This window comes from Ectopseudomonas khazarica (genome assembly GCF_004521985.1).
Classification (GTDB): domain Bacteria; phylum Pseudomonadota; class Gammaproteobacteria; order Pseudomonadales; family Pseudomonadaceae; genus Aquipseudomonas; species Aquipseudomonas khazarica.
In genome coordinates this window covers 267891-280900 of the sequence record NZ_SBHZ01000003.1, presented here as the reverse complement: position 1 = coordinate 280900, position 13010 = coordinate 267891, and the positions used below count along the sequence as shown (strand labels likewise).

Here is a 13010-nt window from a genome sequence, read left to right as displayed (position 1 = left end):
CTGGCCAGGGCCTCAGGAGAGGAAGCCACCGTCCACGTTGAGGGCCACACCGGTGGTGTAGCTGGAGGCTTCGCTGGCCAGGTACAGCACGGCGCCGGCCATCTCGCTCGGGTCGGCCACACGCTTGAGCGGGATGCGCTGCAGGGCGTGCTTGAGGATGGCGTCGTTCTTGGTCAGCGCCGAGGCGAACTTGGTGTCGGTCAGGCCCGGCAGCAGCGCGTTGCAGCGAATGCCGAACTGCGCGCACTCCTTGGCGAACACCTTGGTCATGCTGATCACCGCAGCCTTGGTCACCGAGTAGATGCCCTGGAACTCGCCGGGGGAGACACCGTTGATCGAGGCGACATTGATGATGCTGCCACCCCCGTTCTCCTTCATCAGCTTGCCGCCTTCGATGGACATGAAGTAGTAGCCACGGATGTTCACGTCCACGGTCTTCTGGAAGGCACCCAGGTCGGTGTCCAGCACATTGCAGAACTGCGGGTTGGTGGCGGCGTTGTTGACCAGGATGTCGAGGCGACCGAACTGCTCCTTGATCTGCGCGAAGACGCTGGTGATCTGCTCCATCTCGCCGATGTGGCAGGCGATCGCGGTGGCCTTGCCACCTTCCGCGACGATGGCGTCGGCCACGGCCTGGCAGCCTTCGATCTTGCGGCTGGAGACGATCACGTGGGCACCTTGCTGGGCCAGCAGCTTGGCGATGGCCTCGCCGATGCCACGGCTGGCGCCGGAGACGAAGGCGATCTTGCCGTCGAGATCGAACAGTTGGGTCTTGGACATGGTGGTTACCCCGGGGTTAGAGAGTGGATTTGCCGATGACCTGCAGGCACATCTGTTCCAGCAGCTTGTTCATGTGGATGAACTGGGCGAAGCGCTTGTCCTGGGTCTGGCCGTGATAGAAGCGGTAGTAGATCTGCTGCACGATGCCGGCCAGGCGGAACAGGCCGTAGGTGTAGTAGAAATCGAAGCTGTTGATCTCGATGCCGGCCTGCTCGGCGTAGTAGTCGACGAACTGCTGGCGGGTGAGCATGCCGGGGGCGTTGCTCGGTTGGCGGCGCATCAGCTGCACCGGCGCCGGGTCGCCGGCTTCGATCCAGTAGGCCAGGGTGTTGCCCAGGTCCATCAGCGGGTCGCCGATGGTGGTCATTTCCCAGTCGAGCACGCCGATGATCTGCATCGGGTTGTTCGGGTCGAGGATGACGTTGTCGAAGCGGTAGTCGTTGTGCACGATGCCCGGCTTGTGATGGTCGGCCGGCATCTTGTCGTTCAGCCAGGCCTTGACCGGTTCCCAGGTCGGCGCATCCGGGGTCAGGGCTTTCTCGTAGCGATCGCTCCAGCCCTTGATCTGACGCTCGACGTAACCCTCGGGCTTGCCCAGGTCACCCAGGCCGCAGGCGTTGTAATCGACGTTGTGCAGCTCCACCAGCTTGTCGATGAAGCTCTTGCACAGGGCACTGGTCTGCTCCGGGGTGAAGTTCAGCTCGGCCGGCATCTCGGAGCGCAGGATGATGCCCTTGACGCGCTCCATGACGTAGAACTCGGCGCCGATCACCGCGTCGTCGGTGCAGTGCACATAGGCTTTGGGGCAGTAGGGGAAACCTGCGTTGAGCTGGTTGAGGATGCGGTACTCGCGGCCCATGTCGTGCGCCGACTTGGCCTTGTGGCCGAACGGCGGACGGCGCAGGACGAACTCCTGCTGCGGGTACTCGATCAGGTAGGTCAGGTTGGAAGCGCCGCCAGGGAACTGGCTGATCCTGGCTTCGCCGCTCAGGCCGGGAATGTTGGCCTTGAGGTAGGCGTCGATGACGCTGGCGTCGAGCTCTTCGCCTGAGCGGATACGGGTGGACTGGTCAGTGAGCGCCATGCTTATCCCTTCTACTTATGATGGGTGCCCTAGATAATTGGCTAATCTAATGCTGCGCTCAGGCTGTCACAAGCAATACGCGCCGTTATAGGCGGGCGTGTTGCACCACGATCAAACTGCCTGATCAGTCATCTTCGCGCTGAGCCATTCGCCAGTGCACCGGTGTGGAAAAAATTTCAGGAGAACGCTTCTGACGTCGCCTGGCGGCAGTCCGCAGAGGATGCCGGGCAATAAAAAACCGGAGTCCAGGACTCCGGTTTTCGTGTCTTGCGCTCGGCTCGCCGATCAGACCGGGAACAGTTCGCCCAGCTTCATCGCCAGCATCATGTCGCCTTCGGCGCGCAGCTTGCCAGCCATGAAGGCCTGCATGCCGTCGGTTTCGCCGCTGACGATGCCCTTGAGGGTTTCGCTGTCCATGATCAGGGTCACGTTGGCGTTCGGGTTGTCGCCTTGTTCGATGGCGCAGGTGCCATCCTTGACGATCAGCGCGTAGTTCTCGCCATCTTCGATGTTGAACTGGAATACCAGATCCAGGCCCGCAGCGGCGCTGGCGTTGAACTTGGATTGCATGGTTTGGACGATGTCAGCAACGCTCATGGTCTTATCCTTTTCTCGGGTTTTTCGCGCAGCCTGATGGCCGCAGTGGGCTGGAGCTCAACGGTAGGTGATGAGCTCCGGCGCCTTCAGCAGCTGTAAATGCACATGGCTGTTGAAGGAAGCCAGACTTACCTCGCTGCCGCGGAATTTCAGCAGGCTGAGCGAGGTGTTGACGATTTGCCAGTTCAGTTCGAAGGCCTTCTCTGCCGGTACGCCGGTGATCAGGCGCAGCAGGGCGGTGATGGTGCCGCCGGACGTGAAGATGGCGATGTTCTGTTTGCTGTGGGCCTGTTCGAGAATTCGCTGCAGGCCGCCGGCGACCTGCTCGACATAGGCCTGCCAGCTTTGCAGCTCGGGCGTGTCGTGCTCGCCCGATACCCAGCGCTGGATCAGCTTGGCGAACAGGCGCTGGAACTCGGCACGGTTCTGTGCGCCGTTGCGCAGGATGTGCAGCGCCTCGGGTTCTTCGGGCAGCAGATCGGGCAGCAGGCTGCGGATCACCGCGTCGGCATCGAACTCGTTGAAGGCGTCGTCGATGTCCAGTGCCGGGGCACTGCTCATGCGCTGCAGGGCCGACGTGGCCGTATGCTGCTGGCGGCGCAGACTGCCGCTGACGCAGCGATCGAAGGCGATGCCGAGCTGCTCGAGGTGCTCGCCCAGCACTTCGGCCTGGCGTACACCGACGGGAGACAGGACATCGTAGTCGTCTGCACCGAATGAAGCCTGGCCATGTCGAATCAGGTAAATGCTGCCCACGTCCGTATCGGTCTCGGCACGTTGAAGGTTTCGCGAGGTTATGAGGAAGCTCGGGGGCTGTCAATGAAAAAACATACGCTTGTTTGAAATGCTTGTATGGCATTCCTGAACCGCCATCGCGCTTGGCCGACCCGTTGCCGCGCCGGTATGCTTGGGCCTTTGTGCGCCCAGGCGCCGCTGTATTACCCAAGGGGGATCCGTGGAGTTTCTTAGCGAGTACGCCAGCTTTCTGGCGAAGACCCTGACCGTGCTGGTCGCCATCGTCGCGGTGTTGCTGGTGGTGGCTGCTACGCGCGGCAAGGGGCGACGCGGCAACGGCCAGTTGCAGGTGCAGAAGCTCAACGATTTCTACAAGGACCTGCGCGAGCGTCTCGAGCACAGCGTGCTGTCGAAGGATCAGCTCAAGACCGTGCGCAAGGCCGAGGCCAAGGCAGCCAAGCAGGAGAAGAAGGCACCGTCGAGCAAGGCGCGGGTGTTCGTGCTCGACTTCGATGGCGACATCAAGGCATCGGCCACCGAGAACCTGCGCCACGAGGTCACGGCGCTGCTGTCGATGGCCAAGGCCGATGACGAGGTGGTGCTGCGCCTGGAAAGCGGGGGTGGCATGGTGCACAGCTACGGCCTGGCGTCCTCGCAACTGGTGCGTATCCGCGATGCCGGTATCCCGCTGACGGTATGCGTGGACAAGGTGGCGGCCAGCGGCGGCTACATGATGGCCTGCATCGGCGGGAAGATCCTCAGCGCGCCGTTCGCCATCCTCGGCTCCATCGGCGTGGTGGCGCAGTTGCCGAACGTGCACCGCCTGCTGAAGAAGCACGAGATCGACTTCGAAGTGCTCACCGCCGGCGAATACAAGCGTACGCTGACCGTATTCGGCGAGAACACCGAGAAAGGCCGGGAGAAGTTCCAGGAAGACCTGGAAACCACGCATGAGCTGTTCAAGGGCTTCGTCGCGCGCTATCGCCCGCAACTGGACATCGATGCCATCGCCACCGGCGAGGTCTGGCTGGGCATGGCGGCGCAGGAGCGGTTGCTGGTGGATGAGCTGAAGACCAGCGACCAGTACCTGGCCGAGCGTGCCGCCGAGGCTGAACTGTTCCATCTGCACTTCGCTCAGAAGAAGAGTCTGCAGGAGCGCGTCGGCCTGGCTGCCAGCATGGCGCTGGACCGCTTCGTCCTGACCTGGTTGAGTCGTCTCAATCAGCAGCGTTTCTGGTAGCGCTTCGTGTACGGCGTACAGCGCGAACAATGACAAGAGGAGAGGGTGATGACTGAGTTCAAGGCCTTGCTGGTCAGCGAAGACGCCACTGGCGCCTTCAAGCGTGAAGTGGTCGGGCGCAACGTCGAACAGTTGCCGCAGGGCGAGCTGTTGATCCGGGTGCGCTACTCCTCGCTCAACTACAAGGATGCACTGTCCGCCAGCGGCAACCGTGGTGTCACCAAGGCGTATCCGCATACGCCGGGGATCGACGCCGCCGGGGTGGTCGAGGCGTCCGGCGTGGCCGAGTTCGCGGTGGGCGACGAGGTGATCGTCACCGGCTACGACCTGGGCATGAACACGGCGGGCGGTTTTGGCCAGTACATCCGCGTGCCGGCTGCCTGGGCGATCAAGCGCCCGCAGGGCTTGCCGTTGCGCGAGGCGATGATCCTCGGCACCGCCGGACTGACCGCCGCGCTGTGCGTGGACAAGCTGGAGCAGGCCGGTGTGGTTCCCGAGGCCGGCACCGTGCTGGTCACCGGCGCCACGGGCGGCGTTGGCAGCATTGCCGTGGTGCTGCTCAAGCAACTGGGCTACCGGGTCGCCGCCGCAACCGGCAAGGCCGAGCAGGGTGATTTCCTGCGTGGGCTCGGGGCCGACGAGATCGTCAGCCGCGAGGAGCTGCAGCAGGGCGGGGAGCGTCCGCTGCTCAAGGAGCGCTGGGCCGGTGCGGTGGACACCGTGGGCGGCGAGATTCTGTTCAACGTGGTCAAGTCGCTGCGTCACAGCGCCAGTGTGGCCTGCTGCGGTCTGACGGCCGGCGTTGGCTTCCAGGCCAACGTGCTGCCGTTCATCCTGCGTGGGGTCAACCTGCTGGGCGTGGACTCGGTGGAGCTGCCACTGGTGGTCAAGGCGTCGATGTGGGACAAGCTCTCGCTGCAGTGGAAGCTCGACCTTGCGCCGCTGTGCCAGGAAATTGGCCTGGCGGAGTTGCCGGCAGCCATCGAGCGCATACTCTCCGGCGGCATGGTCGGTCGTATCCTGGTGCGGCTGGACTGAATGCAGGCACGAGGCCCGTCGATGACGGGCCTCGTGTTTTCAGGCCTGGCTGACGTACATGGTGATCTCGGCGCGGAACACCGGCTTGTCGCCGACGTAGGCCATCACCGGCACGCTGATGTCGCCGGTCTGGCTCCAGTCCACCGCGCTGCCGTCGGCCACCGTGCGGATGTCGCCATCGGCCTTGGCCAGGTATTCCACCGTCATGCCCTTGGGAATCCAGCGGCAACCGCTGGCAATCGAGGCATCGGTCATGCTGCCGGCGGCCAGTTCCGCCGCGTTGCACAGGGCGATGGCGTGCACCGTACCGATATGGTTCAGCACTTCGCGACGCTTGGCGAAATGCACCTCGGCGTAGCCGGGGCGCAACTCGACCATCTGCGGGGCGATGCTGGCGAAGTAGGGGGCGACCTGGCCGATCATCGCGCTGAACTGGGCAGCGCCGGCCTGCTGGAACATCTGCAACATCTGACTCATGACTCTCTCCTGCGTATCTGCGATTGAAGATGAGCGCGCGCCGAGGCAGTATACGAGCGTTGGAAAATTATTCTAGAAAAATATTCTAGTCATCAAGGAGCGGCATGGCCCGTCCATCACGCAAAGACGAAATCCTCCAGGCCGCACTGGCCTGCGTCACCGAGCAGGGGGTCGATGGCACCACCATCGAGATGATCCGTGACCGCTCCGGTGCGAGCATCGGCAGCCTGTACCACCACTTCGGCAACAAGGAGCGGATCATCGCTGCGCTGTACATGAGCGGCACCGCGCAGTACGCGCAAATGCTGCAACGCGGTTTCGCCAGCGCAGACAGCGCCGAGGCCTGCGTCAGGCTGCTGGTGACCAGCTACATCGACTGGGTGGTGGCCAACCCGGACTGGGCGCGCTTCATTCTGCACAGCCGCAGCCGGGTCGAGGCGGGGGAGATGGGGGATGCGCTGCGCGAGGCCAACCGTGAGCACTTCGCGCAGATTTTCGCGGCGCTGGCCGAATACCGTCAGCAGGGGCTGTTCAAGGCATTGCCGGATGACTGCTTCGCCTCGGTGGTGATCGGCCCGACGCAGGACCTGGCGCGCAACTGGCTGGCTGGGCGGACCCGCAGCGAGCTGCGCGATTGCCGTGAGCTGCTGGCGCAGATCGCCTGGGACAGCGTGAGGAACGGCGGCTAGTCGAAGCGATAGATGTCCATGCCCAGTGCGCCGTAGGTGAAGCCTGTGTGCGCCACGGAGAAGCTGCCGCCAGCGCCACGGGCGAAGAACAGCGGTAGCAGGTGCTCTTCGCTGGGGTGGTTGCGCACGGCGCTTGGCGCCCGCTGGCGGTAGTGGTGCAGCGCCTGCTCGTCCCCGGCTTCGAGTTGCTCCACCATCCAGTCGCGAAACGCCTTGGCCCAGGGCGTGACGACATCTGGCCCGGCCCGCCAGTCCAGTTCGCCGAGATTGTGGGTGATGCTGCCGGAGCCGATCAGCAGTATGCCTTGCTCGCGCAAGCTCGCCAGCGCTCGGCCCACGCGCGTCTGCAGCTCGGGGCCGAGCTGGCTGGGCAGCGACAGTTGCAGCAGCGGGATGTCCGCGTCCGGATACATCAGTGACAGCGGGACCCAGGCGCCATGGTCGAAGGGGCGACGTGCGTCCAGCTCGGCAGGCAGGCCGGCGGCATTCAGTTGCCGGGCGATCGCCTCGGCCAGCTGCGGAGCACCGGGTGCCGGGTATTGCACGGCGTAGAGCGCCGCGGGAAAGCCACCAAAGTCGTGCCAGGTTTCCGGTCGTTCAGCCGCCGTGAGCAGCAGACGCCGGCTTTCCCAGTGCGCCGAGACCACCAGGATGGCCTGCGGCCGCGGCAGTTCGCTGGCCAGGCGCGCCAGTGCCGGGCCGCTGGCGCCGGGCTCCAGGGCGAGCATGGGGGAACCGTGGGAAATGTACAGGGAAGGCAGCATGGAAGTTGGCTCCTGAAGTAGGATGTGGCCATCTTCGGTGCTGGATGTATCGACTTCCAGTATAAATTATTGAGTATTCCTATCGAATTTCATGGAGGGTTTCTGATGCACGAGGCGTTCTGGCAGGATCGTTGGGCGCGTAGCCAGATTGGTTTTCACCAGGAGAAGGTCAACGGCTACCTGCGTCGTCACTGGTCTGCCCTGGAGTTGCCGGCGCAGGCGACGGTGCTGGTGCCGCTGTGCGGCAAGAGCCTCGACCTGGCCTGGCTGGCGGAGCAGGGGCATGCGGTGATCGGCGTGGAGCTGGCCGAGCGCGCCGTGCAGGATTTCTTCGCCGAGCGCGATGTGCAGCCGCAGATATCGCAACGCGGTGCGTACAAGGTCTATGCCGCCGGCAACCTGCAGATTCTCTGTGGCGATTTCTTCGCCCTGACTGGCGAGGACGTTGCCGGCTGCCAGGCGTTCTATGACCGTGCGGCGCTGATCGCCTTGCCGGCCGAGATGCGCGAGCGCTACGCCGCGCACCTGCAGGCGATATTGCCGGCTGCCTGTCAGGGGCTGCTGGTGACCCTGGTCTACGACCAGCAGCGCATGGATGGCCCGCCATTCTCGGTCGAGGATGCCGAGGCCGAGCGCCTCTTCAGCGGGGGCTGGGCGCTGCAGGAAGTCGAACGCAAGGATGTGCTGAGCGGCAATCCGCGCTTCAGCGAGAACCAGCTCGAGGCAGTGGACGAGGTAGTGTTCCACCTCACGCGGCGCTGATTCGGCCGCGGCATGAAAAAGGCGACCCTGGGGTCGCCTTTTCTTTTGCGGCTGTCGATCAGCCGAGGCGGCGCAGCGCCTCGATGCGGTCTTCCAGCGGCGGGTGGCTCATCAGCAGGCCGGCGAGGCCATTCTTCAGGCCGCCGTTGATGCCGAAGGCGGTGAGGCTGTCGGGCATCTGCACCGGCACGCCCTGTTCGGCACGCAGGCGCTGCAGGGCGGCGATCATCGCGCCGGTACCGGCCAGGCGGGCGCCGGCTTCGTCGGCCTTGTACTCGCGCTTGCGCGAGAACCACATGACGATGATGCTGGCCAGGATGCCCAGTACCAGTTCGGCGAAGATGGTCGCGACGAAATAGCCGATGCCGTGACCTTCCTCGTTCTTCAGGATCGCCTTGTCGACGAAGTTGCCGAAGATGCGTGCGAAGAACATGACGAAGGTGTTCACCACGCCCTGGATCAGCGCCAGGGTGACCATGTCGCCGTTGGCGACGTGGCCGATCTCGTGGGCCAGCACCGCGCGTACTTCATCCGGCGAGAAACGCTCGAGCAGGCCCTGGCTGACGGCGACCAGCGCATCGTTCTTGTTCCAGCCGGTGGCGAAGGCGTTGGACTCGTAGGCCGGGAAGATGCCGACTTCCGGCATCTTGATGCCGGCTTCGCGGGACAGCTCCTCGACGGTCTGCAGCAGCCACTGTTCGTGGCGGGTGCGCGGCTGGGTGATGATCTGCGTGCCGGTGCTCATCTTCGCCATCCACTTGGAGAGGAACAGCGAGACCAGCGAGCCGGCGAAGCCGAACACGGCGCAGAAGATCAGCAGGCTGCCGTGGTTCTGGCCAGTGAAGCGGTCGACGCCCAGCAGTTTGAGAGTGATGCTGGCGATAACCAGGACCGCCAGGTTGGTGGCCAGGAACAACATAATGCGCATCATGGTGTGAACGGACTCCTCACGGGAAAGACGTACGAGTAATGCGGGCTATATAAGGGCGCGCCCCCGGGGCTTTCAACCGGCGACTATTTCAAACTATGTCTCTTGGCCGTGCAGCGTGCTCTCGAACAGCAGGCGAGTCAGCCGTGCGGTGCGCTCGCCGTGGCGCTGCGCCAGGGCTTCGCGCAGCTGGAAGGCCAGCGTTGCGTGCACGCGGCGCACGCTCGGCGGCAGCACTTCGCCTTCGCGCAGGGCGTGGGGAATGGAGCGCGACAGGCGCAGGAAGCCTTTCTCGGTCAGCACCGCCTGATCCAGCGCGTCATAGGCGATGGTCGACTCGAAGCGCAGGTAGCCTTCCTCGGCCAGCCACAGCAGTGCGCCGAGACAGGCCTGATGGCGTTTGCTGGGCAGGCCGAACTCGTCCGGCTCCTCACGCCCTATCAGGTCTTCCACGTACAGCGCCATCTTGCGCGGGAAGGCCTGGTAGAGCATGAGCAGGCCGCTGGCCGCGTCCTTGTAGAAATCGTCTATCTGCAGGTCCATGCCGGTTTACTGGCTGTAGCCCTTGAGGAAGTTGCCGATGCGGCCGATGGCCTGCTCCAGGTCGTCGACACGGGGCAGGGTGACCACGCGGAAGTGGTCGGGCCAGGGCCAGTTGAAGGCGGTGCCCTGCACGATCAGCAGCTTTTCCGAGAGCAGCAGGTCGAGGACGAACTTCTCGTCGTTGTGGATCGGGCAGACCTTGGGGTCGATCTTCGGGAACGCGTACAGCGCGCCCATGGGCTTGACGCAACTGACGCCGGGGATGTCGTTGAGCAGCTCCCAGGCGCGGTTGCGCTGTTCCAGCAGACGGCCGTTGGGCAGTACCAGGTCGTTGATGCTCTGGTAGCCGCCGAGGGCGGTCTGGATCGCATGCTGGCTCGGCACGTTGGCGCACAGGCGCATGTTGGCCAGGATGTCGAGCCCCTCGATGTAGCTCTGTGCCCGCTGCTTGGGCCCGGAGATGGCCACCCAGCCGGAGCGGAAGCCCGCCACGCGGTAGCTCTTGGACAGGCCGTTGAAGGTCAGGCAGAGCACGTCCGGTGCCAGCGAGGCGGTGCTGATGTGCACGGCTTCGTCGTAGAGAATCTTGTCGTAGATCTCGTCGGAGAAGATCACCAGGTTGTTCTGGCGGGCCAGTTCGACGATGTCCTGCAGGACTTCCCGCGAATACACCGCGCCGGTCGGGTTGTTCGGGTTGATCAGCACCAGCGCCTTGGTGTTCGGGGTGATCTTGGCGCGCATGTCGGCGATGTCGGGGAACCAGCCGGCCTGTTCGTCGCACAGGTAGTGCACCGGCTTGCCGCCGGACAGCGCCACGGCGGCGGTCCACAGCGGGTAGTCGGGCGCCGGGATCAGCACTTCGTCACCGTTGTTGAGCAGGGCCTGCATGGCCATGACGATCAGTTCGGAGACGCCGTTGCCGAGGTAGATGTCCTCGATGGAGACGCCTTCGACCTGCTTCTGCTGGTAGTACTGCATCACCGCCTTGCGCGCGCTGAACAGCCCCTTGGAGTCGCTGTAGCCCTGTGCGGTCGGCAGGTTGCGGATGACGTCCTGAAGGATCTCTTCCGGTGCTTCGAAACCGAACGGTGCCGGGTTGCCGATGTTCAGCTTGAGGATGCGGTGGCCTTCCTCTTCCAGGCGTTTGGCGTGCTTGAGCACGGGCCCGCGGATGTCGTAGCAGACGTTGGCGAGCTTGTTCGATTTGCTGACCTGCATGTATGGGATCCCGATCTATGAAGAACCCACCGGCTCAGGCTGCCGAGATTCCCCGTGGGTGAGTCTTGGCAGCCTGTAACGTGGGTGACAGACTGGGGTCGAATCATACGTGGCGACCTGATCGCGGCAAAGGTACCAGTCGGGCTTTTTTCATGCCTGCTACCCTGGCAACGAGGCGGAGGATGGCGGCAGTGCCGTGCGGACTGCGCCTGGACTGGCCGCGATCACGAAGATTCACCGTCGCCACCGTTCACCTGATCGTCGAGGAGGAAAGCAGCCCGTGGATAAAGTCGACAAATCCCTGGAAACCTGGCGCGAAGAGCTGTCGCAGGAGCAATTTCACGTGTGCCGCCTGGGGGGCACGGAGCGGCCGTTCACTGGCGAGTACCATGACAGCAAGACGCCGGGTATCTACCATTGCGCCTGCTGCGGCGAGGCGCTGTTCGATTCCGCTGCCAAGTACGATTCCGGCAGTGGCTGGCCGAGCTATTTCCAGCCGGTCAACGACGAGGTGGTCGCCAGCGTCGACGATTTCAGCCACGGCATGCATCGCATCGAGGTCAAGTGCGCCAAGTGCGATGCCCATCTGGGGCATGTGTTTCCCGATGGGCCACGGCCTACCGGGCTGCGTTACTGCATCAACTCGCTGTCGCTGAAGCTGGTACCGCGCGATTGAGCCTGCGCGCCAGGCTCGATCCTGTCTGGCGTGCGATTCAATCCGGCTTGTCGCTGGCCTGGTGGTTCTCTTCCAGTTCGCTGCAGGCGCGCTGGATCATGTCTTCGGTGATGGGCACTTCGCGGCCTTCGGCGTCGATGACGAAGCCCCCGACCGGCAGCTGCCGGGCCGATGTGTCGGGGTGTTGGGCGGCGTTGTCGTGCAAGCTCATGGCCTGTCTCCTGATCAGTGATGCGCGCCATTCTAGGAAGTCCAGATGAAGGCGCGGTGACAGCTGCGACGGCGGAATTCCGTCACGAAACACAGTGCGAAAGTGGTACTGCAGGCTGCGTGCCAGCCTGCGTGGAACGAGGAATACATGTCGCGTTTTCATGTTGGGCTGATCATCAATCCATTGGCCGGGCTTGGCGGTCCGGCTGCGTTCAAGGGCAGCGATGGCATGGCCGAGCAGGCGCTGGCGCTGGGTGTCGAGGCCAAGGCGGCGCAGCGTACGCGTACCGCGCTCGAACAGCTGCAGGGCTTGCATGAGCGTATCGAGTTCGTCACCTATCCCGGTGCCATGGGCGGTGATCTGCTGGCGCAGATGGGCTTCGAGCACCGCCTGCTGGGCTCGCTGGGTGCGCAGCCGACCACTGCCGAGGATACCCGGCGCGCCGTGCAGCAACTGCAGGATGCCGGTGTGGCGCTGATCCTCTTCGCCGGGGGTGACGGGACGGCGCGCGATGTCTGCGCGGTGGTGCGAGACGGGCAGCCGGTGCTGGGCATCCCGGCCGGGGTGAAGATCCAGTCCGGGGTCTATGCCATCAGCCCGCGCGCGGCGGGCGAGTTGACCGCTCGCCTGGTGGAGGGCGGCCTGGTGCGCCTGGCCAGTGGCGAGGTGCGCGATATCGACGAGAGCGCCCTGCGTGAAGGGCGCGTTACCGCGCGCTGGTACGGCGAACTGTGCGTGCCGCAGGAGGGCGGCTATGTGCAGGCGGTCAAGCAGGGCGGCATGGAGTCCGAGGAGCTGGTGCTGGCCGACCTTGCTGCCTGGCTGGAAGCGGAGTGGGAGTTGGGCGTGCGCTATGTGTTCGGCCCCGGTTCGACCCTGCACGGCCTGGCGCAGAACCTGGGGCTGGAAACAACCTTGCTGGGCGTCGACGTGATCGAGAATGGTCAGGTGATCGCCCGCGACGTCAACGAGGCCGAACTGTTCGCCTTGGTCGCTGGCCATCCCGCCTACATCCTGGTGACCGCCATCGGCGGCCAGGGGCATGTCATCGGCCGTGGCAATCAGCAGATCAGCCCGCGCGTGCTGCGCGAAGTCGGCCTGGAGCGCCTGCGGGTGGTCGCCACCAAGCGCAAGCTGGCGACGCTGGAAGGCCGTCCGCTGCTCGTCGACAGCGGCGACGTGACGCTGGACGACGCCTTTCCCGATGCCGTGCGGGTCTGGGCAGGCTACAAGGAAGAATTGCTTTATCCCCTGAGTCGATAGGAGAT

The 13010-nt window shown here is 64.2% G+C and carries 16 protein-coding genes; 6 read left to right on the top strand and 10 right to left on the bottom strand.

What is annotated here, in order from left to right:
* Window positions 1-12: 12 nt before the first annotated feature.
* The 4 genes from EPK82_RS05070 to EPK82_RS05055 all read right to left on the bottom strand — a co-directional run bounded on the left by EPK82_RS05070 (window position 13) and on the right by EPK82_RS05055 (window position 3217).
* The gene (locus EPK82_RS05070) at window positions 13-780 is read right to left on the bottom strand and encodes an SDR family oxidoreductase (protein ID WP_037051857.1); all 768 of its coding nucleotides are present in this window, start codon (window positions 778-780) and stop codon (window positions 13-15) included.
* Window positions 781-796: 16 nt separating this feature from the next.
* Entirely contained in the window at window positions 797-1864 is a 1068-nt protein-coding gene (locus EPK82_RS05065; protein ID WP_037051858.1) for a phosphotransferase family protein, read from the bottom strand.
* A 285-nt stretch (window positions 1865-2149) separates the two neighbouring features.
* Window positions 2150-2461, bottom strand: coding sequence for an SCP2 sterol-binding domain-containing protein (locus EPK82_RS05060; RefSeq protein WP_037051859.1), 312 nt, complete (start codon window positions 2459-2461; stop codon window positions 2150-2152).
* 57 nt (window positions 2462-2518) lie between these two features.
* On the bottom strand, window positions 2519-3217 hold the full coding sequence (locus EPK82_RS05055; RefSeq protein ID WP_037051860.1) for a histidine phosphatase family protein: 699 nt from the start codon (window positions 3215-3217) through the stop codon (window positions 2519-2521).
* A gap of 199 nt (window positions 3218-3416) precedes the next feature.
* Here EPK82_RS05055 and sohB point away from each other — a divergent pair, with 199 nt between their 5' ends.
* On the top strand, window positions 3417-4436 hold the full coding sequence (gene sohB / locus EPK82_RS05050; protein WP_037051861.1) for a protease SohB: 1020 nt from the start codon (window positions 3417-3419) through the stop codon (window positions 4434-4436).
* A gap of 48 nt (window positions 4437-4484) precedes the next feature.
* Complete coding sequence (locus EPK82_RS05045; RefSeq protein WP_037051862.1) at window positions 4485-5474, top strand: YhdH/YhfP family quinone oxidoreductase; 990 nt, start codon at window positions 4485-4487, stop codon at window positions 5472-5474.
* Window positions 5475-5513: 39 nt separating this feature from the next.
* On the opposite strand, the gene EPK82_RS05040 is transcribed toward EPK82_RS05045, so the two are convergent.
* A complete protein-coding gene (locus EPK82_RS05040) occupies window positions 5514-5951 on the bottom strand; it encodes a hotdog fold domain-containing protein (protein WP_134675943.1) in 438 nt (145 codons plus the stop codon).
* A 104-nt stretch (window positions 5952-6055) separates the two neighbouring features.
* Here EPK82_RS05040 and EPK82_RS05035 point away from each other — a divergent pair, with 104 nt between their 5' ends.
* The gene (locus EPK82_RS05035) at window positions 6056-6640 is read left to right on the top strand and encodes a TetR/AcrR family transcriptional regulator (protein WP_037051864.1); all 585 of its coding nucleotides are present in this window, start codon (window positions 6056-6058) and stop codon (window positions 6638-6640) included.
* Here EPK82_RS05035 and EPK82_RS05030 read toward each other — a convergent pair.
* Window positions 6637-7404, bottom strand: coding sequence for a DODA-type extradiol aromatic ring-opening family dioxygenase (locus EPK82_RS05030; protein WP_134675942.1), 768 nt, complete (start codon window positions 7402-7404; stop codon window positions 6637-6639). The genes EPK82_RS05035 and EPK82_RS05030 overlap by 4 nt on opposite strands.
* A 105-nt stretch (window positions 7405-7509) precedes the next feature.
* Between EPK82_RS05030 and EPK82_RS05025 the strand changes: the two genes are divergently transcribed.
* Window positions 7510-8166, top strand: coding sequence for a thiopurine S-methyltransferase (locus tag EPK82_RS05025; RefSeq protein ID WP_134675941.1), 657 nt, complete (start codon window positions 7510-7512; stop codon window positions 8164-8166).
* Between the two features lie 58 nt (window positions 8167-8224).
* On the opposite strand, the gene htpX is transcribed toward EPK82_RS05025, so the two are convergent.
* From htpX to EPK82_RS05010, 3 genes are all read right to left on the bottom strand, one after another.
* The gene (htpX, locus tag EPK82_RS05020) at window positions 8225-9097 is read right to left on the bottom strand and encodes a protease HtpX (protein WP_037051867.1); all 873 of its coding nucleotides are present in this window, start codon (window positions 9095-9097) and stop codon (window positions 8225-8227) included.
* A gap of 93 nt (window positions 9098-9190) precedes the next feature.
* On the bottom strand, window positions 9191-9637 hold the full coding sequence (locus EPK82_RS05015; protein WP_037051868.1) for a hypothetical protein: 447 nt from the start codon (window positions 9635-9637) through the stop codon (window positions 9191-9193).
* A 6-nt stretch (window positions 9638-9643) separates the two neighbouring features.
* Window positions 9644-10855, bottom strand: coding sequence for a pyridoxal phosphate-dependent aminotransferase (locus EPK82_RS05010; RefSeq protein ID WP_134675940.1), 1212 nt, complete (start codon window positions 10853-10855; stop codon window positions 9644-9646).
* Between the two features lie 280 nt (window positions 10856-11135).
* On the opposite strand from EPK82_RS05010, the gene msrB reads away from it, so the two are divergent.
* A complete protein-coding gene (msrB, locus tag EPK82_RS05005) occupies window positions 11136-11531 on the top strand; it encodes a peptide-methionine (R)-S-oxide reductase MsrB (protein ID WP_037051870.1) in 396 nt (131 codons plus the stop codon).
* Window positions 11532-11568: 37 nt separating this feature from the next.
* On the opposite strand, the gene EPK82_RS24740 is transcribed toward msrB, so the two are convergent.
* Entirely contained in the window at window positions 11569-11742 is a 174-nt protein-coding gene (locus EPK82_RS24740) for a PA1571 family protein (protein WP_167494325.1), read from the bottom strand.
* Between the two features lie 147 nt (window positions 11743-11889).
* On the opposite strand from EPK82_RS24740, the gene EPK82_RS05000 reads away from it, so the two are divergent.
* A complete protein-coding gene (locus tag EPK82_RS05000) occupies window positions 11890-13005 on the top strand; it encodes an ATP-NAD kinase family protein (RefSeq protein ID WP_134675939.1) in 1116 nt (371 codons plus the stop codon).
* Window positions 13006-13010: the final 5 nt, after the last annotated feature.